24 protein-coding genes, 1 tRNA gene and 1 pseudogene are annotated in these 22,798 nt (G+C 65.4%); 5 read left to right on the top strand and 21 right to left on the bottom strand.

Annotated features, from left to right (window positions below; genetic code table 11):
• Genes ABD882_RS12225 through ABD882_RS12240 form a run of 4 tightly spaced genes read right to left on the bottom strand, consistent with a single transcriptional unit; the run spans position 1 to position 3,214 of the window.
• A complete protein-coding gene (locus ABD882_RS12225; RefSeq protein ID WP_345187301.1) occupies positions 1-1,467 on the bottom strand; it encodes an HNH endonuclease signature motif containing protein in 1,467 nt (488 codons plus the stop codon).
• Between the two features lie 54 nt (positions 1,468-1,521).
• On the bottom strand, positions 1,522-1,905 hold the full coding sequence (locus ABD882_RS12230; protein WP_345187303.1) for an RNA-binding S4 domain-containing protein: 384 nt from the start codon (positions 1,903-1,905) through the stop codon (positions 1,522-1,524).
• A complete protein-coding gene (locus tag ABD882_RS12235; protein ID WP_345187305.1) occupies positions 1,902-2,573 on the bottom strand; it encodes a lysoplasmalogenase family protein in 672 nt (223 codons plus the stop codon). The genes ABD882_RS12230 and ABD882_RS12235 overlap by 4 nt, the downstream gene beginning before the upstream one ends.
• A gap of 56 nt (positions 2,574-2,629) precedes the next feature.
• Positions 2,630-3,214, bottom strand: coding sequence for a GNAT family N-acetyltransferase (locus ABD882_RS12240; protein WP_345187307.1), 585 nt, complete (start codon positions 3,212-3,214; stop codon positions 2,630-2,632).
• A 119-nt stretch (positions 3,215-3,333) separates the two neighbouring features.
• Between ABD882_RS12240 and ABD882_RS12245 the strand changes: the two genes are divergently transcribed.
• Positions 3,334-3,407: transfer RNA gene (locus tag ABD882_RS12245), tRNA-Pro, on the top strand.
• Positions 3,408-3,532: 125 nt separating this feature from the next.
• On the opposite strand, the gene ABD882_RS12250 is transcribed toward ABD882_RS12245, so the two are convergent.
• Both ABD882_RS12250 and ABD882_RS12255 read right to left on the bottom strand, forming a co-directional pair.
• Entirely contained in the window at positions 3,533-4,450 is a 918-nt protein-coding gene (locus ABD882_RS12250; protein WP_345187309.1) for a tyrosine-type recombinase/integrase, read from the bottom strand.
• A pseudogene (locus ABD882_RS12255) lies at positions 4,443-4,586 on the bottom strand (helix-turn-helix domain-containing protein); the annotation flags it as partial. The gene ABD882_RS12250 and the pseudogene ABD882_RS12255, both read right to left, overlap by 8 nt.
• A gap of 511 nt (positions 4,587-5,097) precedes the next feature.
• Here ABD882_RS12255 and ABD882_RS12260 point away from each other — a divergent pair.
• Positions 5,098-6,846: an AAA family ATPase gene (locus ABD882_RS12260; RefSeq protein ID WP_345187310.1), complete on the top strand. Its 1,749-nt coding sequence runs from the start codon at positions 5,098-5,100 to the stop codon at positions 6,844-6,846.
• Between the two features lie 677 nt (positions 6,847-7,523).
• On the opposite strand, the gene ABD882_RS12265 is transcribed toward ABD882_RS12260, so the two are convergent.
• Positions 7,524-9,818 (bottom strand): nSTAND3 domain-containing NTPase, encoded by a 2,295-nt coding sequence (locus ABD882_RS12265; protein WP_345187311.1) that lies wholly within the window; start codon positions 9,816-9,818, stop codon positions 7,524-7,526.
• 393 nt (positions 9,819-10,211) lie between these two features.
• Here ABD882_RS12265 and ABD882_RS12270 point away from each other — a divergent pair, with 393 nt between their 5' ends.
• Positions 10,212-10,352 (top strand): hypothetical protein, encoded by a 141-nt coding sequence (locus ABD882_RS12270; protein WP_345187312.1) that lies wholly within the window; start codon positions 10,212-10,214, stop codon positions 10,350-10,352.
• Between the two features lie 21 nt (positions 10,353-10,373).
• The gene (locus tag ABD882_RS12275; protein ID WP_345187314.1) at positions 10,374-11,486 is read left to right on the top strand and encodes a hypothetical protein; all 1,113 of its coding nucleotides are present in this window, start codon (positions 10,374-10,376) and stop codon (positions 11,484-11,486) included.
• A 25-nt stretch (positions 11,487-11,511) separates the two neighbouring features.
• Here ABD882_RS12275 and ABD882_RS12280 read toward each other — a convergent pair whose 3' ends face one another.
• The 4 genes from ABD882_RS12280 to ABD882_RS12295 form a co-directional block, all read right to left on the bottom strand.
• Positions 11,512-15,474, bottom strand: a complete 3,963-nt coding sequence (locus ABD882_RS12280; protein ID WP_345187316.1) for a helix-turn-helix domain-containing protein — start codon at positions 15,472-15,474, stop codon at positions 11,512-11,514.
• Positions 15,475-15,640: 166 nt separating this feature from the next.
• Complete coding sequence (locus ABD882_RS12285; RefSeq protein ID WP_345187318.1) at positions 15,641-16,861, bottom strand: RNA polymerase sigma factor; 1,221 nt, start codon at positions 16,859-16,861, stop codon at positions 15,641-15,643.
• Positions 16,858-17,226, bottom strand: a complete 369-nt coding sequence (locus ABD882_RS12290; RefSeq protein ID WP_345187319.1) for a YciI family protein — start codon at positions 17,224-17,226, stop codon at positions 16,858-16,860. Before ABD882_RS12290 ends, ABD882_RS12285 begins: the two co-directional genes overlap by 4 nt.
• Positions 17,227-17,321: 95 nt before the next feature.
• Positions 17,322-17,687 (bottom strand): DoxX family protein, encoded by a 366-nt coding sequence (locus ABD882_RS12295; protein ID WP_345187321.1) that lies wholly within the window; start codon positions 17,685-17,687, stop codon positions 17,322-17,324.
• A gap of 148 nt (positions 17,688-17,835) precedes the next feature.
• Here ABD882_RS12295 and ABD882_RS12300 point away from each other — a divergent pair, with 148 nt between their 5' ends.
• Positions 17,836-18,267 (top strand): SRPBCC domain-containing protein, encoded by a 432-nt coding sequence (locus tag ABD882_RS12300; RefSeq protein ID WP_345187322.1) that lies wholly within the window; start codon positions 17,836-17,838, stop codon positions 18,265-18,267.
• Between the two features lie 15 nt (positions 18,268-18,282).
• Here ABD882_RS12300 and ABD882_RS12305 read toward each other — a convergent pair whose 3' ends face one another.
• The 10 genes from ABD882_RS12305 to ABD882_RS12350 form a co-directional block, all read right to left on the bottom strand.
• Positions 18,283-18,630 carry a hypothetical protein gene (locus tag ABD882_RS12305; RefSeq protein ID WP_345187324.1) on the bottom strand — a complete coding sequence of 116 codons (348 nt, stop codon included), beginning with the start codon at positions 18,628-18,630 and terminating at the stop codon, positions 18,283-18,285.
• Positions 18,627-19,247, bottom strand: coding sequence for an Asp23/Gls24 family envelope stress response protein (locus ABD882_RS12310; RefSeq protein WP_345187325.1), 621 nt, complete (start codon positions 19,245-19,247; stop codon positions 18,627-18,629). The genes ABD882_RS12305 and ABD882_RS12310 overlap by 4 nt, the downstream gene beginning before the upstream one ends.
• A complete protein-coding gene (locus ABD882_RS12315) occupies positions 19,244-19,810 on the bottom strand; it encodes an RNA polymerase sigma factor (protein WP_345187327.1) in 567 nt (188 codons plus the stop codon). The genes ABD882_RS12310 and ABD882_RS12315 overlap by 4 nt, the downstream gene beginning before the upstream one ends.
• Before the next feature lie 117 nt (positions 19,811-19,927).
• The gene (locus tag ABD882_RS12320) at positions 19,928-20,194 is read right to left on the bottom strand and encodes a GlsB/YeaQ/YmgE family stress response membrane protein (protein WP_345187329.1); all 267 of its coding nucleotides are present in this window, start codon (positions 20,192-20,194) and stop codon (positions 19,928-19,930) included.
• Between the two features lie 73 nt (positions 20,195-20,267).
• The gene (locus ABD882_RS12325) at positions 20,268-20,441 is read right to left on the bottom strand and encodes a CsbD family protein (protein WP_345187331.1); all 174 of its coding nucleotides are present in this window, start codon (positions 20,439-20,441) and stop codon (positions 20,268-20,270) included.
• Between the two features lie 50 nt (positions 20,442-20,491).
• The gene (locus ABD882_RS12330) at positions 20,492-21,109 is read right to left on the bottom strand and encodes a hypothetical protein (protein ID WP_345187333.1); all 618 of its coding nucleotides are present in this window, start codon (positions 21,107-21,109) and stop codon (positions 20,492-20,494) included.
• The gene (locus ABD882_RS12335) at positions 21,106-21,690 is read right to left on the bottom strand and encodes a DNA/RNA endonuclease G (protein ID WP_345187335.1); all 585 of its coding nucleotides are present in this window, start codon (positions 21,688-21,690) and stop codon (positions 21,106-21,108) included. Before ABD882_RS12335 ends, ABD882_RS12330 begins: the two co-directional genes overlap by 4 nt.
• Positions 21,691-22,074, bottom strand: a complete 384-nt coding sequence (locus ABD882_RS12340; protein WP_345187336.1) for an NTP pyrophosphohydrolase — start codon at positions 22,072-22,074, stop codon at positions 21,691-21,693.
• Positions 22,071-22,262 carry a DUF2273 domain-containing protein gene (locus ABD882_RS12345; protein WP_345187338.1) on the bottom strand — a complete coding sequence of 64 codons (192 nt, stop codon included), beginning with the start codon at positions 22,260-22,262 and terminating at the stop codon, positions 22,071-22,073. Before ABD882_RS12345 ends, ABD882_RS12340 begins: the two co-directional genes overlap by 4 nt.
• Positions 22,259-22,771: an Asp23/Gls24 family envelope stress response protein gene (locus ABD882_RS12350; protein WP_345187340.1), complete on the bottom strand. Its 513-nt coding sequence runs from the start codon at positions 22,769-22,771 to the stop codon at positions 22,259-22,261. Before ABD882_RS12350 ends, ABD882_RS12345 begins: the two co-directional genes overlap by 4 nt.
• Between the last annotated feature and the right edge of the window lie 27 nt (positions 22,772-22,798).

Raw genomic sequence — 22,798 nt, forward strand, 5'->3', positions numbered from 1 at the left:
CTAGACGAACATCACGCGTCGGGGGACGCGGTCGTCGTAGGTGCGGCCGAGCGGGCTGGTCCACCGCACGGTGCCGTCGCGGAGCTGTCGCGCCGTCCAGCGATGGATGTCATCGACATCGGGATGCTTGAGCGTGTGGTGCGCCAGACAGAGATCCGCCAGATTCGTGATCTCGGTCTGCCCGCCCAGGGCGTGGTCGTGGTTGTGATCGATCTGGCACCGGCCGGCGGGCGTGTGGCATCCCGGGAACCGGCATCGCTGATCACGCGCGCGGAGGAAGCGCTTCATGGCTTCGGTCGGGGTGTACCGATCGACCTTCGTGACCATTCCGTCGCCATCGAGGAAGAGCCGGTTCCAGCCGGCCGCACGATGGGCGAGGGCCCGCGCGAGGTCAGGATGCAGCGGGCCGTGACCGTCCAGCTCGGCGAGACGGTCGTCCTCGCCGGCGAGCGTGGTCGCGGCGACAGTGACCTGGATGGTCGCAGTGATGTTGTCAAGGCCGGTGCCGAATGCTTCGGATGGGGACGATGCGAGCAGGAGGTCGATGAACAGGTCGGCTTCGATCTGGCGGCGAGTGCGTCCGTCGGCGGCGACGAGCTCGACCTCGGCGTCCGGTCCGGGCGCATGCGCGGGGTCTTCATCGAGTGCATGCTCGGGGTCGACGACGTACGTGGCACTCCCGGCCAGGACAGTGGCCTCGTAGTCATCGAGCCGCGGATCGGAAGGATCGAGGTCTTCGACGTACGGCCAGTCCTCGGCGTCCGCGAGGCTGGTGGGATCGCTGAACACGATGTCGGTCGACGTGTCCATCCCGGACCGGGCGACGGCGTTGGCCAGGCGGGTGAGCCGATCCTTGATCGCGACGGCGTAGATCTCAGGGACGACAGCGGTGATCAGGGCCATGCCGTCTTCGAGGGCCTTGATCGTGACGCTGCGTTCGGCCGTTGCCCGCGCGTTCCGCTCGCGAAGGGTCTCCTCGGCGAGGACGGCCGCGATCTGGCGGGCATGGTTACGGGACCGGGCGGGTGTCTCCTGCTCGGCGACGACCAGCACGGCGGCTTCGTACACGGCGTACGCCTCTTGCGTGAGGCGGCCGTTGGCGACGGCGTCGCGGATCGGCGCGGCTGCCGCGATCAGTACCCGCACGTGCTGCAGCGTGATCGTGCCGTCACGCAGCGCCGCGCGCAGCAGGGGGAAGAACTCGTCGAGGGCCTCCGCCTCGGCGAAAGCGTTCACGGCGGCGCTGGTCGAGATGTGCCCCGCGGCCGAGTACTCCGCGATCATCGAACGGCGGATCATGTCGCGGCTCTGCGGATCGGCCTTCACATCCGCGCGGAACTGGCCGGCGCGAACGGCCAGAAGATCTGCCGCCTCGCCCTCCAACCGAGCGATCTGCGCGCGCTTCGCCACCCACGCATCCAGCAGCTCACCACGGTCCGTGGTGGTGAGGAGCGGAGATTCTGACATGCCTTCAGTATAGAACAAAACTTCGAAGAATGGAAGGGCTTCTTCTGAGATTCTTCAGTCGTTGTCTCGCCCGCGCAGCCGGTCGATGTCACGGCGTTCGCGCTTGGTCGGACGCCCCGCCCCGCGGTCGCGCAGCCCGGCCGCGGCCACCGGATCCCGCACCGGTGTGCGATCCTCGGCGGCGATTGCGGCCAGGGGCGCTCCGACGCGCTTCACGAGGGTCTGCCGGACGATCAGGATCCGATCGAATCCGCTGACCCGGATCCGCAGTTCGTCCCCGATCTTCACGGTCTGCGCGGCCTTCACCCTGTCGCCGTTGAGGCGTACATGCCCCGCGCGGCATGCGGTGGTCGCGGCCGACCGCGTCTTGAACACGCGCACGGCCCAGAGCCAGCTGTCGATCCGGACCGGGCCGTTCGCCCAGGGCTCGACACTCATGCGGTCACCTCCGTGCGGCGGAGTGCGCGCAGGGCGCCGGCGACGATCAGGCCCTGGCCGATCGTGTACGTGATCATGACGGCGGGGCTCGTCCAGTCGGGCATCGATGCCGGCGTGAAGAGCCGGAAGGCGAGGATCGAGTCGCTCGCCAGGAAGAATGCGCCACCCCACGCGACCATCGGCCGGCAGCGTGCGGAGGTGGCCGCCGTGCCCGCAAGGACGAGGCCGTAGGCGCCGACCGCCACGAGCAGAGATCCGGTGTGCGGACCCAGCACCACCATCATGAGCAGCCACCACAGGACATACGCGACCGTCCACATCGGGAGCCGGCGCACGCGCAGGTGGCGTAGGAACAGCACGATGTAGGCGAGGTGCGCGACGGCGAAGAAGCCGAGCATCAGCGGCAGCTCGGGTGCGAACGGGAAGAACAGCCCCGCCTCGTCGCCGAGCCAGGAGAAGAGCAGCGCCACCAGGAGCAGGATCGCGGCCCCGCGTGGTGCGAGCCGCTTCCATCCGACGATCACGGGCAACGCCAGCAACGGCATCAGAAGCGCCTTGGTGGGGGTGGCGAGGGGGCTGTGCACCGCGAGCGAGGTCACATGGATCACGGCGACGACGATGTACGGCGCGAACGGCCACAGCGCTCGGAGTCGGGTGCGGCTCTGCATCACTCCATCGTAGGATCCGCGTTGCTGTCGCTCTGTCTGCACCGGCATGGCGGCGCTCAGGCGTCGAGGGTCGTGGCGACGAGCGGGCGCCCCGAGCGCAGCTCTCCGACGACGGAGAAGCCCGCGGCGACGAACGTCGAGAGCGCGCCGTGGAACAGCTCGCTCGACGACACGGTGACGGCCGCGGTGTCGACCGGATACCCCTCGACGATCCGGGCGCCCGATGCGCGGGCGTAGTCGACCGCCGCTGCCAGCAGGGCGGCGTTCAACCCCTGGCCGCGATGTTCGCGTCGCACCGAGAAGCAGGTCACCGCCCAGACGCTGCTGTCATCTAGGGGTTCCTGCGTGGCGGCGACGATGGCGCGGGTGTAGGCGAGCCGCGACTGCTCCGGGCGGGGCCCGATCCGGATCCAGCCCGCGGCCTCGCCGTCGACGTACGCGACGATGCCCGGGGGAGGGCCGGTCGTGATCTCGTCGCGCAGGATCCCGGCCCGCTGCTCCTTGTTCGTCGCGTTCCAGTCCTTGTTGCGCAGAACGGGCCAGACGCACTGGCAGGAGGCCCCGTCTCCGCCTCCGGTGAGGGTGCGCTGCACGTCTTCCCACTCGGCGGGCGTCGCTGCCTTCGTCGTGATCGTGGTCATGTTCTGACCCTACGCGGCGCCTCCGACATCCGCGCCGCGCCCGGACCGCGTCGGTTTCGCGGACCGTTCTGGAGTCGGCTACGATAGGGGAGTTGCCCGCGCTCCGGCGTGGTCGTCCACGGGCTGTGGCGCAGCTTGGTAGCGCACTTGACTGGGGGTCAAGGGGTCGCAGGTTCAAATCCTGTCAGCCCGACTGAAGAGAAAATACCCGATCAGAAGGTATTTTCAAGAGGTCGTGAGATCGGCGTTCGTGCCGGTCTTGTACCCTCTGAAACCCTTGACTCGACATGGTCAAGGGGTTCAGGCGTTTCTAGTTGCTCATCGCGGCCCCCGAAGGTGCTCGTTCATCCGTGCTGCGGTGTTCTGCAGCGAGGTGTCATCAGTGTGTAGGTACGCACGCGTCGTCTCGACCGATGCATGCCCGAGGATGTCACTCACAACATGGATGGGAATGCCGGCGTTGGCGAACCAAGTGGCGCCTGCATGTCGGAGGTCGTGACGGCGCAGCCCTGGCAACCCCAGCGATGCAGCCAGCTCGTCCCAGCCGGTTGCGTCGCGCAATGCTGCGGTCGTGATCGCACCACCGCGCGGCCCGCGCAACAGTGGCAGGTTGCGCGACCGTCGCGTTGTGAGCCTGCGCAGCACAGGCTCGAGCGGTTCGATGATCGGCACGCGGCGGGCGCGACGACCTTTCGGGGGTTTGATGCTCAGGCCGCCGGCGCCGGGGAAGCACTGCCGTTCGATCGTAACGACCTTGCTCGTCCAGTCGACGTCGCCGACGAGGAGCCCGCCTACTTCCGAACTGCGTGCGGCCAGAAATGCACTGAGCATGACGTGGTCGCCGTAACTTGGGTGGATCTCGGTGCACGCCTCAGCGATTCGTGCGACATCGCCGGGCACAGGAATTAGCTTCGTGTGCGGAAGCTCCTGGTTCGCGCGGTAGCGCCTGTCGGCGCGGTCACGCATTGAATTTCCGGTGATGAGCTCGTCGCGCACCGCTTCATCGAGCACCCGCGTCAGTGCGGCGATTGTGTTCTTGAGCGTGGCGCGGGAATGGACCGTCTCCCAGCTGTCGATGGCTCGGTCCACGAGCCCGGTTGTGATCTCACGGACGCGGATATGGCCCGGCATCGGCAGGACTCTGAGGTGGAGTCCGGCTCGGTATCCGGATGCAGTCGAAGTCGGGTCGACACCGCGAAGGAACCGGTTGCCGATCGAATGCGCGTAGTCGCTCATACCTCGGCGGCCGATCCGACGCCAATACTCTATCGACCGTCGACCTGCCGATACCCAGTTGCCTCGCGACCTGCCGCTGCGGAACTCCATCCGCGACGAGCCGCCGAATCAACGCCCAGTCCTCCACCGAGATCACCCACCCAATCTGTCTGGGTGGCCTCGTTTTCGCCCGTCGCTATGGCCCCGTTTCAACCGTCGCCGACACACGGATCCGGGAACCGCGGCGGAGGGTACCGAGGTGGAGCGGCGCTCCGTGCGGTGGCAAAGCGGAATGATGAACAGTCATCCGATTGAGGATCTCCCCACATCGCTGCCGAACACAATGCGCTCCGCGAGGACGCGGCAGGCTGAGCCTGTCGCGCGCCTGCTCGGATGCGTGGATGGCCGAGCATCTTCAGGTCAACGGTGGAGCGAATCCAAGATCTCCGCGATCCGTGCATCCTTCTCGGCCGTATTGATCATGCGCGTGAGGTTCGGACGATCAGTGCGTAGCGTACGAGCGGGCTCGACACACCTTTTCCACAACCAAGCCTGCGTAGTGCGAGCCGATATGTTCGGGTCCAGCGCGGCCAGCGGTGTGCGAACTAGAACAGGGGTAGGCGATGAGACTCACATCTGTATCGATCGAGGGGCTCCGATCGGTTCGCTTGCTCGAGCACCTGAGGATCGGATCACCCACAATCCTGTCGGGGCACAACGACGCCGGTAAGAGTGCGATCATCGATGCAATTCTCATGCTTCTGGGCGAGTACAAGCTCAGGATCGACGACATGACTTACGAACGTGTCGAGGGTGACGAACCCAAGCGCGTCGACGAAACCAGTGTGACGGGCGTCTTCGAACTCAACGACAAAGAACAGGGAGAATTCGGCGCAACCTCGCTGGAGTTGAGGCGTCGAAGCATCGGAGGCGACGCACCGGTCCTTCAGTTTCTTGTGGAAGCCCCCACCGACGCCAGGCTGCGAGACTACGCGGACTTGACGATACCGAACTTGAAGGACCGCCTAGACACACTAGAGATACCGCAAGGCGGTCTGCGCGTGAAGGCTGACTTCATTGCCGCTCTCGACGAGGCGGCCGCGGCGGCACCGAAGGAACTGGTGTGGTCAAAGGCCACGAGCGCGATGGAGAAGGCGTTGCCGACCGCAAAGAGGTTCGACGCCGCTGGCCCCTTCGATGCCGAAGACGCGATCAGAGCCACGTTGCAGACGGCTTACCGCGCACATCTCGAAGGTGATGAGCTCAGCGGGTCGGTGAGGGATATCGAGCGAAGCATCGAGGAGAAACTTGTCTTTGACGTCCAGAACATCCGCGACCACATTAAGGACAAGGTCGGAGACGTGGGCGAGATCGACATCCAACCCACAGTCAATCTGAGCAGCGCGAACGGTCTCAAATCCACGTCAATTTTCGTCACGAACTCCGTCGGTGAACCTGTTAATCTCCATCGATCCGGCGCAGGGCGCGCACGGCGCATCACTCTCGCGGTTTGGGAGTACAATTCACTTCTTCTGCGTGAGACCGGCCAAGACATCGTACTTCTCTACGACGAGCCCGACACCCATCTCGATTACGCGCATCAGCGTGAGTTGATGCAGTTGATTCACGAGCAAGCTGGGGAAGACAACATCACCGTCGTCGTTGCGTCCCACTCGATGAATATGATCGACGGTGTCGACATCAGCAACGTCGTCCACATTCGGCATGAAGATCATCGAACCGTCGTTGATCGGCTGTCGGATGACTCCGAGATTGGCTCACACCTCGGCGCGATCGCGGCAAGCGTTGGCCTTCGTAACACAGTTCTACTCCACGAGAGACTCTTCGTTGGCGTCGAAGGCGACTCGGAAGCACGCGCCTTGCCCGTCCTCTTCAAGCTGGCGACTGGGCGACACCTTGAGTCCTGCGGTATCGCCTTATGGCCCTGTCGCAACAATGAGGGCGCACTCCGCTTCGCCGAATTCCTGGTGGGGCATGGCCGTCAGGTGGCGTTCCTGGTCGACGCGGACTCCCGCACTGGAGCAAAGCACATCTTCAATGACGACAGGTTGATCGCATGTGGACTGGACCCGAATACCCATTGTCTTTACGTTGGTGAACCGAACGAAATTGAAGATGTGTTCTCGGATGAGCTGTGGGCAGAGGCGGCGAATCGAAGCTGGCCTCGAGACGGCGACGACCAACCGAGCGCGACATGGTTGCCCGAAGACTTTACTGCGCATCGCGACGGGAAGTTCAGCAAGCTCGTTGAAGAGATGCTCCGTCGCGGCTCCACCTCGGGGCCGAGCGGCAAGCCTGAGATGCTCGCGACTCTAGCTCTAGGCCTTCGAAGCCGAGATCAGGTGCCTGCTATCCTGACCGACCGTTTCGAGAAGCTGATTGAGCGCGCGAAGTAGCCTAGCGACGGCTCTCCATTCGCGCCTTGATCTGATTGTTCGTCGGCTTCGTCCAAAAGTGGCCACCAACAGCGCGGGAGTAGGAGTCTCCGTGCGAACGCTGCTCGATGCCGCACCACCGGCACGAGAACGGTGCCGGAGCTGTCTTGTGTCGAACTACTGCGTGTGTCGCCATCTCGGGCCTCCCATCTGCTATCACTAGGCATTGGATCATCGACCACCGACATTGAGCGTTCGGGAACCTGACCTTGTCGGGCACCTTGGTCACGATCCAGCTTCCCCAACATCATGCTGAGGAGTCGTGGCTCGTCGCCGGTGTTCGATCTCGAACTCTAGCGCGCTGCGCTGACGTCAGCGGCTATGGAAGCCCTCGATGTACTCGACGATCGCGCTGACCAGCTCGAGTGTGCGAACCCAGCGGTGTCAATCGTGAAGCGTCCCGGGTCTGTGGAGGGTCGCGCTACTTGTTCGCGGTCGGTTTGGACATCATGGAACACATTCTCGAACTCGACGTGTGGGCCCCACGTTGACGTGCGGTGATCATTATGTGGCCATAGTCCCGTCCAGGCCTGCCACCTTTCACGTTGTGCCTAGTCGCTGGACGTTCGACTCCCACATCATGCTGCGGCTTCGTGTTGGAACCGGTCGCAGACGGCGACGTGCCGCATCGGAGGGCGTTATGCGTTGAGTTTGCTGAATAGGGCTCGCAGGTCTTCGTCGCTCCCGGCGGAGGACATTGCGGTATCCGTTCGAGGAACATCGATGCGCGTCGACGGCTGTTCCCGAGGCAGCGCATCGATCTTTTCGCGGAGCTCATCTACCCAGAGTGACACCCCATGGCTCTCGGCGATCCCGCAGACTTGGTCCAGCCAGCTCGTCATCACTTCCGGGTCATCCTGTTGAGAGATGTACTCCAACTCGTTTGCTAAGGCCAGACGAAGGGCAGACGACCCGCGTTCTCGATAGACGCCATCACGAAACCAGTCCGGCAGCCTCGAATAGAGTTCTAGGTCATCCGCATTGGTGCAGTTCTCGAATGCGAAGTCGGCAAGATCCATCGCTGCCTCGATTGCCCACATCGGAGAAGATTCCGTGACGAGAGCGAGGCTCAGTCGAAAGATCTCTCCCGATTCGGGCGGGATCGGGGCGGACGGAAGCGCAGACAGCAGCGGTTGGAGTTCCTCATGCAGGCAGCCCTCGGACAGCGGCATGGGCGCGGAGAACTTTACGGACAGATGCGCCAAAGCGGCAAGTGCCTCGCAGCGATCAGCGAGCACGGAAGTCGTGTATACGAACCCGACCGCGGACTGCCTCTTCTTTTGTCCGGCACCCTCCACTCGTGCGATAGCGGCGAAGTTGCGCGACGCAATATCTGCCGTCAGTCGGTCGAGATCATGCGCGCGATCATTGAGGATGGCCTGGATAGCATCGCTGGTTGCGGACTCCTTGACGATCGTGACCCCGGGGACGAGACGCCCCACACGACAGAAATACAGCCACTGCGTGAGCGTTGACACTCGCTCTAGAACGCTCTCGAAGTATGCCGACTCGGCCAGCAGATCAAGGAGAAAGTCGCGACGGCTGGGGTCGTAGAGCCTTGCATCGAGCGCCTCGCCTCGTTCGGGGAGGAGCCTGACCCAGGTGCCTTCCAGGACCCTCAGTGCCGAGATCCAGTCGCGTGGATCTGCAGGGCGAACCGCCTCCCGGAGAACATCAAGCCGCATGGATCCCAAAGGGGAGAGGGCGAGCTGCATGAGAATCATCGTTGAGACGGTCGACAGTTGTCGGAAGCTACCTGCCCAAATGTCATCTGGATGGTCGAGTGCATGGAAGATCGCCTCGTAGAATTCATCAATATTCTGGTGCTTCTGTCGTATCACCACGGATTCGAGAATTCGCGGATTGAATCCAGGGTGATCGATGACAAGGCGATATCGAGCATCGGTCGCGAGATCGGATCTATCCTCCGAAGCCGTGAATCCGAAGTAGAGGTGGTTGAAGAGCATGCGCGCGCGATCGAAGCGATCGATCTCCCCGAGCTCGATCCTCACAGTTTCCCGCGCTTGCACCATCCTTCGGATTCGGTCATCGCCTCCGCTCCTCGCGACGTTGAGGATCTGCTCGCGGCTGGTCAGTACCAGGTAGTGACTGCTTCCAGCGCGGCTGATCTTGTCGATCAGGCTTGCGATCCCCGCCCCTTCGTTCTTCTGAAGCTCTGCCGTGCTGGTCTGCCCGAGGAAGTCGTCATAGAAGAAGACGATTCGCTCAATGGAACGCATATGACGCCACGCTTCGTCGACATCGGAGGCGATGTTGATGACCGTCCAACCCTGATGCCAGAGCGTCAGCAGCAGGATCTCCGCCAGCGTGCTCTTGCCGACGCCGGGCGGACCCGAGATCAACACGACATGCTCTTCCGTGAGCTTTTGAAGCGCTTCATGAAAGCTCGGAGTCCGCACATAGAGCTTGACGCGATCGGTCACGCGCTGCAGAAGCTCTTCGCTTCGCTGCCACTGCGCAGCCGAGACAATCTCATCGAGCGCAACGGCACTCGACAGCCAGAGCTTGAATGAGCGCTCCTCGACGCTCTTGTGGCGCGCGAGCGCGCCGTTGAGCGCCCCTCTATGCCAGATGCCTGACAGCCCAACAGGAAGCGGCCTCAGCGCTTCACGAAGCTCGTCCTCCGCATCAGGCGAAAGGCTGACCGATGTGACGAACAGGTACTCATTCATCGAGGCATGAGAGAGCTTGCGGGCTTCGCGCTGCGCGGAAGCAAGCAATGCGCGTTTTGACGCATCCGGGCGATGCTTGCACTGGGCGACGATCTGCCGCACGTTGTCTCTCAGATCTACGCCGCCGTCCGGACCGACCCCATAGTCGACCAAGTCCACACCCAGCTCTGCATTGAGAAGGTCGCGGGTGAAGGCTTCGAAGTCGATGGGCGACAGGGAACGAAAGTCATAGTCCGGCACACCATTACCGTCCCACACAAGCTGGCGGGTCGGTGTTACATTCCGGGCTCGCGTTGATCTCGTGCCGTCAGTTGTTGGCGACGGTGCTGTTGGCATCGATGTTGCCGCCGCGGACCCGGGGCAGCCTGACATCCCTAACGCCTCCACGATCAGCGAGGTTCAGAGCGTGTGAGCAGCGGTCAAGACCTGGATTCCCGGCGGATTCTCGCGGGACCGCGCCCGCCAATTCGGTCAGATCGTCGACGTCGTGCTGGGCACCTCCGCCCGAATCGGAGTTACAAGAGGTCGGACTTGTATCCGCCGGAGGGGCGACGCAGACCCGTCTCACGACGTTGTCGGGGGACGGGTGGATGCTTGAGCGAGAACCAGTCCACCCCAACGAGACGAGACCCAATGTCCAGCGAAGAGATCGAGCGCAAGTTCGAGGTACCAGTTCCGGCAGGCGCGGGTGGGGCCGAGAAGGAGCGTCTCGTTCAGGGCGCGACCGATCGTGAGGTCGACAAGTTGCTCGACGACCTCGATCCGTGCAAGTAATTCTGCCCTTCTGGCCGGCAGTTGGCTCAATCTGACTACTCGTGGCTGCCTCTCCACCAGCAGCATGTCGCCTACACGCTTGCCCACGCCGATAGCCTCATCGCCCAGGCGGCGGAGGTGCTCTTCGATTACCTCAAGCCCGGACCGCTTGAGCTTGCCAACGTTGCGGATGGTGATCTCGCGCACGTCACCGTGGCCGGCGTCGCGGTGCTTCCTTCTGCAGTGGAGCGGTTTGCCGCAGACGCTCTGACGCAGCTTCGAGCCGCGATCGAGCACACGATCTTCGTCGAGGTCGAGTACCAGCTCGGACGAGGACTCACCGAGGAGGAGGCTCGGCGAATCGAGATGCCGGCCTGTCTGACGGAGGACGATTTCAAGAAGTGGCTGGCGGGTCGTCGTCGTCTCGAACTGGAACCATTGCGTACCGGCTCTGTGCTGGCTGGCAGGATTCGGGATTTGCAGCCGTACCACCGCCGCGACGTCGACCAGCATCCGCTACGCGTTCTCGCTGAACACACCAACCCCACCAAACATCGCACGCCCGCAGTTGCGGCGACGCTGATCGGTGCCGTCATCCCCGACTGGCAGGACCCGACGCTTGTTCTGCCGACCGGCGAAGATCGGCCGCTGGTGGCAGGTGATGTCCTGGCGAGCGGCCCGCGTGATAAGTACGTGCCGCTCTCGATCTGGCCGAAGGTGTCAATCCAGCGACCGCATAGCGGCACCTGGCACGTTCTCATGACGGAGCTCGGGGAGATCGAAGAGTGGGTACGCACCGTCGCGATTCCGCACTTGATTCTCGGACATCGCGACGTCGACGCATTGCCGCCCCAACTCGACACCACCGTCGGGCACGTTGACCTCCCCGCCGCCCTCTTGACCGCCGGTCATGTCCCCGCGGCCACCCGCTCGTCGCAGCACATTCAAGCTGACTTCATACGTGACGAACTTGCCGAGACCCTCGCGATGCACCCCATCAAGTCCGACCCGAAGGTCATCCGAAAGTGGATCGAGACGCTCGACGACGTCGAAGTGCTTGAGCGACATGACCGATTGGCGGAGCCAGCCAGTCGGCGGGAGCTTTCCGGCGTGGATCGAGTCGTGCGGAAGTTGATCGCGGAAGCTTCCCAGTGATCCATCGTGGTTGAGGACGCGAGCCTTATCCGTCGTCGCCCATTCGTTCCGCTTCTGCGTCGTTACGGCGGGCTTCATGCTGATAGCTGTCTGCGATGCCCCGCAGGATGCGAGCCGTGCGTGGCCACCGCGTGGCGATCTTGCTGGCCATCTCTCGGTACTGCTGTTCGAGCACACGTTCTTGATCGCCGCCGTCGAAGACGCCACGCGAAGTCACGCCCCGTTGGTTGGTCTTGCCGATGTGCAAGCCTGTGTCGATCCGAGTATTGCCAACGTTTTCGATGATCTCTCGAACGGCTTCGGCCGGCCAGACCCCGTCTGACCCAGCTGGGCTCGAGGCAAGTACCTGCCCGATCTGCTCGTCGCCGATCGATGTTCGGCCACTATCCGCGAGGGCAAGCCGGGCGGCCCGTACCCATTCTGTGAGGTGGTCGGCGTCGATAGTGCCGTCGTCCGTGAGTCCGGGGAGCGTGTGCCAATGATGGAGCACTGAGAAGGAAAGGTGCGCGAAGGCCTGCTCTTGTGGTGTGGGTGTTCGCTTGGATTCCCCTTCGGCGCGGAAGATGGCGCTCACCATGTTGACGAAGTCAGTGGGATCCTTACTCAGCGCCCGGTAGAGGGCGCCCGAAGGCTCGTGGTCGTGGATAAATTCAAAGAACATGAACTCGTAGCCGGGGAGCTGGTCATCGTCGGGCACGCGGTGTTCCAAGTATTCCAGAAGCTTGCCGACGTAGTAGCCGCTCATCGTGGTGTCCTGCGGAGGCTCTGTTCCTCGACGTAGTGCGTTGAACACCTCCTTGAGGAGGCTGATCTCCGGTTCCTCCTGCTCGTGCAGCATGATGCTTAGAAGTGTCATCGCCTCCCAGGGACGACCATGTTCGACGAGCAGCCGAACGCCCTCCGCCCGATCGTCAGAGACCGCGGAGAAGGGCTGAGCTCGCTTCCAATAGGCCTCGTCAAGTCCTTCACCCAGTGCGGACACCTCCGTCCAGTACTGGCGGGAGAAGGGTACTGCAGCCATGAGAATCTCTTGAGGCTCAGGCTCCTGAAGCGCTGGACCTGCCAAGGCTTGCTTCAGCCACCCCATCCCGCCTTGGTGGATCTTCGAGTTCGCGTAGCTCAACGCTGCCTGACTCAAGTTGGGCTCCGACGAACTCAACCATCCGAGAATCTCTTGATCTGGTGCGTCGGCCGTGCCTGCGAGCAACCGTCCCACGACATGAGGTGTCTTGACGTCGATGGTGAGCGAGCGCAGTGCGTCTGACCCGAGCACAAGCACTTGGTCGAGCGCCTCGCGTTGAAGTCGCGCGAGCTCGACGTCGTAGCCTTCGTCGCCCAGCTTGAGATTGGGTACGTGAGCTCGCCAGTCGAAGAGACTGGAGAACCGTCGCCCGTCCTGGGCGGGCGCGAGGGCGTCAGCAAGTTCGCGGAACGTAACCACGTCCTCAGCAGGCATAGCCCACTCGGCGTCGGAGTACTCCTCGTGCCGATCCGCCTCGCTGCTCAGCGCTTCCCAAACCCCATATATGTCCTCGGCCGACCAGTCTTGAGCGCCGATGACCTCGCGGAGCTTGGCTAGGACTGCGACTCGTTCCTGGGGCGGCAGTTCATCGATCTGCGGAACAAGCTCTTTCCAGCGTGCTGCATCCGTCCCAGCAGCGGCGGTGACAAGAATCGCGAGCTCATGAACGAAATGCCCCCAGTCCGCATAGGTGACCGCTTGCCGGACAGGCGACCAGTCGCGATACGTCGGAGCGTGAGGCGAGAAAGCAACTGCGTGACTCTCAGGCCAGACACCGAGCGTAAGCTTCCACCCGATATCCGGTTCGCGCTGCACGAGGCGCGCGATGACGGCGAGTTTGTCGTCAACGCTCGCCCCGCTCTGCGGCAACCATCCCGCGGCGACGTTCTGCAGGCTCTCGATCGGACGATTGCTCAGCCGACCACCGGGATCCAGTGCGGACAGCCGTCCGAGAAGCGCTGCCGCGCGACCGAAATAGGTCGGCGACCAGCACAGCGTCTCGAGTGACCACAGCAAGTTGGGGTGTGGCGACGACGGTCCGAAAAGACTGTCCGCACCGCTGTCTTGGAACATCGTGCGAAGAATCGGGTCAGTGCGGTCCAAGTCGAGTTCAACCGCATCCTGAAACACCTCCGGGGCGGCCTCCGCCAAGCGGGGTAGGACACCCGCCAGTCGAGCCCAGGTCGTTCCTGTGTCATCCGCGTTCGCGGCTTGAAGCAGATCGTTAACGAGCCGACTCACCCGCCTCTGCATGGCTAGGTCAGCGGGAAGCTCGACGTCGCTCGCGGCGGCGAGCGCCAGTCCGTCCGCCACACCTTTCCTGAGTGTCTCAGAATGGGCGGGGTTGGTGCCTTGGGTGCTCGCGGTCAGACGCGCGACGGCGTCCATACCCTGGTAGGGGTCCGGTGTCAACAGGACATCTGCGACAACCTCGGCCCACCTCGCTAGTTCACCCTCAGTGAGCGTTGGCAGGAGGAGAAGAGCAGCCTCGGCTGGCGAGGTGAGACGCCAGGTGCCGCCCGACCGAACGAACGGTGCATCCGCACGGCCGGCGAGACTTTTCAAAAGACGATCGATATCGTCACGCGATCGTCCGGTCAGCCTTTCGATGACTGCGAGGTCGCCTTCAGCGTTCGTCCAGGAACCAACCAGTACGAGCGGTGCGAGGATAGCGGCTTGATCGGCATTGGTGACCCACTCTGGGGCTCGGAAGCGTGGCTCGCGCGCGATTGAACGAACGAGCGCAGGCACGCTGCGACGCGCGAGGGCTACCATCGCCTCGGCTTTGTTCGAGTCGGGCACGACGGCCTTCAGCGCCTCGCGAGCCGCTGCGCGGTCTACCTTGCGGAGCTCAATCTTCTTGGCGTTTCGAATGATGTCGCCGGGCTCGGCGATCAAGATCACCCGATGTCCGTTGTCAACGGCGGCCGCGAGGTCGGGCGCATCGGAAAACAGGGGGACGAGGATCAGGGGAGACCGCGATTCGGTCAGCCGCTGCCAGGCGGCGCTGTCGGTGACGACGATGGTCCGGTACAGGAGGTCGTTCTGTGCCGCCAAGGCGGTGAAGGTGAAGGCGAGGGCTTCGTCGCGCCACGGCGCTTGAATGGCAACGATCGCGTTGCCGGATCCCGCGGCAGTGAGGGCTGCGCGCAACTCGTCGGCTTCGGCGGTGCGTCCAGCCGCGAAGAAGTCAGCCGGGAGCGCCACCGTCGTGCGACCCTGAAAAGCCTGCCACCACCGTTCGATGGTCTGTGCGTCTCGCGGTCGGTAGCCTAATCGCTCCGAAATCCAACGATGTACGGACGGCGATTCTTGGAGCCAACTCTCCAGAGTGTGCGCATCGATGGCCTTCACGTCAGAGAACTTCTTCTCGGCGGCGCGATCGGAAGCCCACGCGCTACCGCCAGCCCAGTTCCTCGGCGTGGCGAAGACAAAGACTGAACTCGCGTCAGCGGGGAGCGCGAGCACCCGCTTGTCGTAGTCGCTCTGAGCCTTTCCTTTCGGGTTGGCGTCCGTGCCGAACTCGAAGCGCAGCTCGCCGACTGGAAGGTACGCACTACCTGCAGACGTGGCGGTGCCGTCCCAACCAGAGGCAGCCACACCCTCGTGGGCACGGACTTGCAGATTGCTGACCCCGGGAGTCACCGCGAGAAGACGACGCATCAGCTCGGGAAAGGCGGTCTTCGCATCATCGCGGGCAGCCCAGGCGTTCAGTTCGTTGGCGGTGATGAGCCCAGGCCCGTCCGTGCGAAGCGCGGGTGCGACCGACGAAGCGCTTGAGCCACGTTCCTTCTGAAGGCGCAGGACCTCTTCTCGAGCAAAACGATGCTGCGTCGAGCCAGGAACACGAGCTGACACGAGGGTGCCTGCTGTGACCCAGTTCCTGACGGTGTTTTCGTGCACCCCAAGGAGCTTCGCGGTCTCACGAACGTTCAGGAATGGCTTCAGTCCATCTTCACTCTCCATGCCATCAGTATAGCTGATTGTGGACTTTGTGTACCTAGATTGCAGTACCGGGCGGTTGACCCGTGTGTCGGCCACCACTGGGTCTCATCGCCACTTAGGCCCGTGGAAGCGCAAGGCGCACACTCGGCTTGGCGAGGCCGATGGCCGCGCGGCGGTCGCGGATGATTCAGCGGCGGAGCCGCGCGGCTCGCGCGCGCAGATAGTCCCGCTCGGGGATCGAGAGCGTCGCGCGTGCCGCGTCGAGGTATTCAGTGACAGCCTGGTCCTCACGCCCCGCCCGCTCGAGAAGGTGCGCGCGCACCGAGGCGATGCGGCGTCGATCGCCGAGCACACGCGGATCCGTGAGTCCGTCGATCACAGCGAGTCCCGACTCGGGCCCGTGCACCATCGCCTGGGCGACGGCGCGGTTCACGGTCGCGATCGGGTTTCCGGTCTCCCGTTCGAGCAGAAGGTACAGCGCGAGGATCTGCGGCCAGTCGGTCGTCTCGGCGCTCGGTGCGTCATCGTGCAGGGCGGCGATCGCGGCCTGGATCGCGTACGGACCGTGCGTGCCTGCGGCGAGCGCCGCGTCGAGGATGGCGGTGCCCTCGACGATCGCGGCCCGGTCCCAGCGCGTGCGATCCTGCTCGTCCAGCGGGATCAGCTCGCCGTGCGCGCCGGTCCGCGCCGCGCGGCGGGCATCGGTGAGCAGCAGGAGCGCCAGGAGGCCGGCGACCTCGACGTCGTCGGGGCGTTCCGCGTGCAGGATGCGGGCGAGCCGGATCGCCTCGTCGCTGAGCCGGACGTCGTTGACGTCGGCACCCTCGGTGGCCGTATGCCCCTCGGTGAACATCAGGTACAGCACGGCGAGGACCGGATCCAGACGATCGTCGGAATCTGTCGGCTCGGGGAACACGGCTCCGGCGGCGCGGATCCGTGCCTTCGCCCGGCTGATCCGCTGTGCGATGGTCGCCTCGGGGACCAGGTGGGCGCGGGCGATCTGAGCCGTCGACAGCCCTGCGACCGCGCGAAGGGTCAGCGCCACCTGAGCCGGCATGCTCAGCGCGGGATGGCAGCACAGCCGCAGCACCTGCACGCTGTCATCCGTGTGCACGGCGGCCGCGTCCGTGAGCGGCTGCCAGGCGTCGGCATAGGCGCGCTCGCGCTCGCGGCGCTGGTGGTCGCTGCGGATCAGATCGATCATGCGCCGCCGCGCGACGGTCACCAGCCATCCCTTCGCGTCTGCGGGCACACCGTCCGTCGGCCATTGCCGGTGTGCCGCAAGCAGCGCCTCCTGAACCGCGTCCTCGCACAGATCCAGTTGGGCCGCGCCGTAACGGCGCAGCAGCGCGGCAAGGACCTGCGGCGCATTGCCGCGCCACAGGTCCTCGTAACCGCGGTCGGTCACACGTCGGTCCCGGCGGAGAACATGACGGGACGGATCTCCAGGGCGAGCCCGTCGATCTCCGCATCCGGGATCTGCTTCGCGAGTTCGATTGCGCGCTGCTCGGACTCGACGTCCACGAGGTAGTAGCCGCCCATGAACTCCTTGGTCTCGGCGAACGGGCCGTCGATGACCTCGGTGGTCGAACCGGTGCTGCGCACCACCTTCGACTGGCTCGGGTCGCCGAGCGCGAGCGTGCCGAGCATCTCTCCCGAGGCGGTGATCGCATCGATGAAGGACTGGTGCCCGTCGCCGATCGCCTGCATCTGCTCGGCGGTGAGTGCATCCAGCACGTCCTGGCGGACCTGCATGAGAATCATGTACTTCATGGTCGTTCTCCATCTGTTCGTGGCATCGACCGGTTGTCGTGCTCGCCGTGTGGTCGGAGCCGATGGTCAGTTCTCGACATCATTCTGCGCGCCGACTACCCGACAAGTCGCGCAACGGCGACGAATACGGCCAGCGCGAGCAGCGCGACGTTCAGCACGATGTTCTTCCACTCACGGCGGCGGGCGTGCGTGATCACGGCCCCGATCATGAGTAGCGCGAGGCCGATCGCGGCGGCCGGCGCCGCCCACGCGAGCACGGGGACCAGGCCTCCGATGATGAGGCCTGCCACGCCGAGAATCTCGGCGACGCCGATCAGCTTGACGGCGACGGGTGCGAAGTCCTCCGTCCAGCCGAGGCCCCATGCGGCCAGCTGTTCGCTGGTCCGCACGAGTTTGATGGCGCCGGTGAGCACGAAGACCACGGACAGCAGACCGGTCGCGATCCAGACGATGACTCCCACGTCAGCACCTCCGAGTGTGAGCGTACGCTCCGAGAGGCGACGCCGAGCGGCGCCGCGGTCCTCCTGCAGCCGCCCCGGCACTCCCGGTCGGTCGGCCAGAGGGCTAGCCTGAGACCGGATCGGCGACCGGCATCGAAGAGGAGCACGGATGGCTGAGAACCACGTCGCCACGGCGACGATCACGATCGATGCAACACCGGAGCGGGTATGGGCGGTGATCACCGACCCGGAGGCCGCGAAGGAGTTCATGGTCGGCACCACGATGCGCAGCGACTGGCGGGTCGGCAGCCCGATCACGTGGCAGGGCACCTGGCAAGGACGCGACTACGAGGACGAGGGCACCATCCTCGAGGTCGAGCCCGGGCGCCGGCTCGTCTACACGCACTTCAGTCCGCTCACGGGCGATCCGGACGTGCCGGAGAACTACCACACGCTCACGTGGACGATCACGGGAGATCGGCCGGTGGTGCTGGAGCTCAGCCAGGACAACAACAAGACCGCGGAGGGTGCCGCCCACTCGCAGCGGATGTGGGATGGGCTCGTGGTCGCGGTCAAGGGGATCGCTGAACGCGGCGTTTAGCTCCGCACTCCGGGCCTACCCCGGCGTCGCGTCGTCGACATGGACGACCGTGATCCGGATCTGGACGCTTCCGATCCGCCGACCGGCGCAGAGAGCGTCGATCGCGGCGTGCACGCGAGTAGTCGTCGCCACCGCTCCCGCCGAGGACTGCACACCGACTGCGACCTCGACCCGCGCTCCTTCCGGGGTCTGTTCGAGCCGGACGAGCGAGGCGTCAGCGTCTCGGATCCCGAGAAGGCGGGCGCCGGCGTCCACGACCTTGGCGACGGTGGTGCCCGACCGGAAGATTCCCGTCACCCCGGGAATCGCACGCACGGCGGTTTCGATGTCCTCGACCAGCTCCTGGTCGCGCGGGTCGCTCATCGTGGCCTTTCGGTCGGGTCGGGAAGCTGACGGACGTCGTGCACGGTGATGTCGATCCCCGCCACGGTCAGCGTGGTGTGCGCAGCCAGCCGCGCACCGATCTCCCGGCGCAGCCTGTCCACGAGATCCGGAATCGGGTCTCCGTACGGAACACTTACATCGAGCAGGACTCGGACCGCTTCGCCCGGCACGGTGACGTCGCCCTCGAACCGGCAGGTGCCCACGAGCACTCCGGGCACAGCGGTCTCGGAAGCCCGGACCACGCCGCGCACGGCGCCTTCGGTGATCCCCAGATCTGCGTTGGGCGCGGGACTGGTGATCGGGATCCGTCTCCCGGCGCGCGCGTCGAGGGCGATGCCGGACAGGATGCTCTGCACCCAGCTCTCGTCGGGCTCGGGCTCCGACGCGGTGTCGGCCGCGAGCAGCAGAGGGGACAGCGCGCGGAGCCGTTCCAGCGCGTCCAGGGCGATCCGGCTTCCCGGCGACCGGTCGATCGAGGGATCCGCCGGCGCGCGCCCGCTCTCGAGGTAGTCGACGAGCTCCTCGATGGTGTGCCCGTCGAGATCTTCCGGCTCGACGCCGAAACGGCTGCGCCCGGGGGTGTCGTGTTCGTTCATCGCCACTGCTCCATCCGCACGATGATGTCCTTCCGGGCCCGCGCGAGCAGACCCCGGACGGTCGAGGGGGAGAGGTCGAGTTCCTCGGCGATCTCCTCGTAGGCGTATCCGCCGAGCTCGCGCAGCACCCAGCACTCCCGCTGCGCCGCGGGAAGCTGCTGCAGCGCGTCGCTCAGCGCCGCGATGCCGGCCCGCGCTTCCGCCTGGCGCGGTGGTGCGGCACGCTCCGGCGCCGGCAGCTCCACCGCGTCGACGTCTGCGTGAACGCGAAGCGCGCGGATGCGATCGATCGCCTTGCGGCCGGTGATCCGCATCAGCCAGCTCTTCACCTGACCGGGATCGTCCAGCTGGGGGAGCTGTTCCCAGGCCGTGATGAACGCGTCCTGCACGACATCGTCGACCTCGGCGGTGCCGGGGAGGATCCGTCGGGCGTACGCCCGCATCATCGGCGTGTATCTCCGAACCAGAACGGCGAAAGCCGCGGTGTCTCCGTCCGACGCGCGGCCCGCGACGATGCGGTCATCCGCTGCGTCCAGTGGACTGCCATGTCGATCACTGCTCATCCTCTTCGTCCCCCCCACCCGCGCCCCGATGAGGGCGAACGGGCGGTGATGATGCCGCCCGTCGCCCCCATCCTGACCCTGAACCGCTGCGACGCGCAGAGCGTTGTCGCGGTTCCGTCACTTCCTTGAGCGGCGTCCGACGATCAGGCCGTAGATCAGCAGGACCACGATCGATCCTCCGATCGCGAGCAGCCACGTGGAGAGGTTGAAGAACCCCTGCAGGCTGACGTTGAAGATCAGTCCGCCCAGCCAGCCGCCGAGAAAGGCACCCACCACGCCGAGCAGCAGGGTGACGAACCACCCGCCGCCCTGCTTGCCGGGGAGAATGAGCTTCGCGATCGCGCCCGCGATCAGGCCGAGAAGCAGAAAACTGAAAAAGCCCATGAGAGCAGTCCTTCCGTGAACATGTCGAGTCGAGGAACGGGCGGTCGGCGCTCAGGCCGACCGCCCATCTCGGTTACTTCTTGAACGCGTCCTTCACGTTCTCGGCGGCGTCCTTGAGATGCCCCTTCGCCTGATCGGCCTGGCCCTCGGCGACGAGCTTGTCGTTGTCGGTCGCCTTGCCGATGGTCTCCTTGACCTGACCGCCGACCTTGTCGGCGGCGGCCTTGATCTTGTCTCCAGCACTCATCGTGTTGCTTCCCTTCTTCTCGACCGCTCTCGTTGTTCGGGAGCGGTACGTCAATGCACTCGTGACTGATCTGCGGCCAGCCGCGAACGGATCCCTGTGCGGATCGACACGAGCGTCGGCGTCTCCCGGCCCGTGAGCGTCGCGAGGTTGTCGACGAGCGTGGTCACGGTGGCCGCGACATCCGCCGGTGAGGTGTTCTGGCGCGGTGTGACGCTCACCTGCAGCACCTCCGTGCCACGCACCCGCCTGGCACCCACGTGGGCGGAGAGGATCTCCTCCCGTCGCGCCAGCGAGCGGCTGATCGCATCGGATGCGAACGCCTGCCGGATCGTGATCGCACCATGCGGGCCGTCTCCGGGCTCCTCGCGGATCACCGCAGCGGACCGGCCGCCGCCGAGACGGGCGATGACCGTCACCGCGCCCAGCACGATGAGCAGCAGCACCACGAGCACCCCGACGGCGGACCAGCTGAGGGTGGTCGCCACCGAGATCCGGGTCTGCGCGCCGGCGTACGACATTCCGTCCACCGCGCTCGACAGCACGGTCTTCCACGTCCTGGCGGCGGCCGGCCAGCGCACCGCGGCGATCACGGCCGCGCCGGCGAGCAGAAGGACGATCCCGATGAGGAGGAGGACGACGCGATTCACCGCACGGTTCGTGGCGTTCATCGCATCGGCTCCGCATCAGCCGCACGCAGCACCCGTGCCCGCACCCTCAGGCGAGGCCGGGTCTCATAGCGTGCGAGCTCCGCCTCCGCGACAGCCCGCACCCGCTGCCGTTCGAGATCCTGCCCCGGCTCGGGCCGCGCGGTCACGTCCGCGCTCCGGTGGCTGACGCCGACCACGACCGCATCCTTCGCGAGGTCGAGCTCGCGCCGCACCCGCTCGGCGACCGCCGACGCGATCACGCCGTTGTCGACGACCACGGCGTGCGAGGAGACGCCGAGCTGGTGCCGCGGGCGGCGGCCGGGGCTCAGTGCGAGCCAGATGAGAAGAACGCCGAGGATCGCCGTCACCGCTCCGCCCGCGATCACGGCGGCGGCGGGCTGCGTCGACGGCAGCGCGATCAGCCGGCCGAGCGCCGTTCCCGGCGTCAGCAGCAGCGGCCCGGCGCCCACCAGCTGCAGCACGATCTCGACTCCCGCGTACACGGCGGCCGCCGCGGTGAGGACGAGCACGACCACGGCGGCTGCCGTCCGCGGAGAATGCATCTCCCGGCGCAGCACGCGCGTCAGCACGGTGCGTGTCATCTACCTCACCCTCTTTCGTTCGGGGACGACGGCCCCCGCGACGGTGAAAGACACCCGTCGGATCTCCCGCCCGGTCAGCCGCGCGAATTCCGCGGCGAGCGCGGCTTGCAGGTCGCGTGCGCGCACCAGGATCGGCGTCTCGGCGCGGATCGCCTCGGTGTCAGCCAGGTCGGGGATCGGCAGCCGTGCAGTCACCCGCACGGCAAGGTCGCCGCCCCATTCGGCGACCTCCACACTCACCTCGTCCCGAGGAACACCGATCATGCCCGCTGATGCTTCCCGCACGACCGTGTCGACGACCCGCGGGCGCACCCGGACATTGCCGGGCGCCGCGGAAGCGGCCGCGGACGCGCCGGCGAGGGTCTCGACCGCCGCCGCACTCATGCGGACGTGCGCCTGCCCGTGAACGCGCCGACGAGGGCGCGCAGATCCAGCTGCCCTGACGCCATCCGCCCGGCCAACGCCCCGATCGCCATCAGCAGCACGACCAGCACGAACCCCCAGAACCCGAAGATCAGCGCGGCGAACGCCAGCACTGCGCCGACCAGGGCTCCGGTCAGCGTCGCACTCATGAGACGCGGGACTCGGCGTCGTCGTCCCCGTCGTCGCTGGGCAGATGCACGTCGTTCACGTCGACGTTCACTTCGACCACCTGCAGGCCGACCAGCCGGGTGATCGCATCGGTCACCGCGGCGCGGACATTCTCGGCGACCTCACGGATCGGAGCCGGGTAGTCGACGACGATCGTGATGTCGACGGCGGCCTGGGTCTCTCCGACTTCCACCTTCACACCCTGCGTGAGGTCTGTCGCGTTCACCGCATCGCGGATCACGCCCAGTGCGCGGGCGCCGCCTCCGCCCAGAGCGTGCACGCCGGACACCTCGCGGGCAGCGATCCCCGCGACCTTCGCCACGACGCCCTCGGCGATGGTGGTGCGGCCGGCCGAGGAGCCGTCCTCAGGCGCCGGACGCGGTGCCGACGGAGCGCGATCCACTCGTGACGTCGGGGACGGCTTCACGTCGCGGCTCGCGGACATGCCGCCTTCGGCCGGAGCGGTCGTGTTCTTCTCATCGATGGCCATCAGCACTACCTCCACAATCACGCAGCG

The sequence above is a fragment of the Microbacterium panaciterrae genome, from assembly GCF_039541635.1.
GTDB classification, from domain to species: Bacteria; Actinomycetota; Actinomycetes; order Actinomycetales; family Microbacteriaceae; genus Microbacterium; species Microbacterium panaciterrae.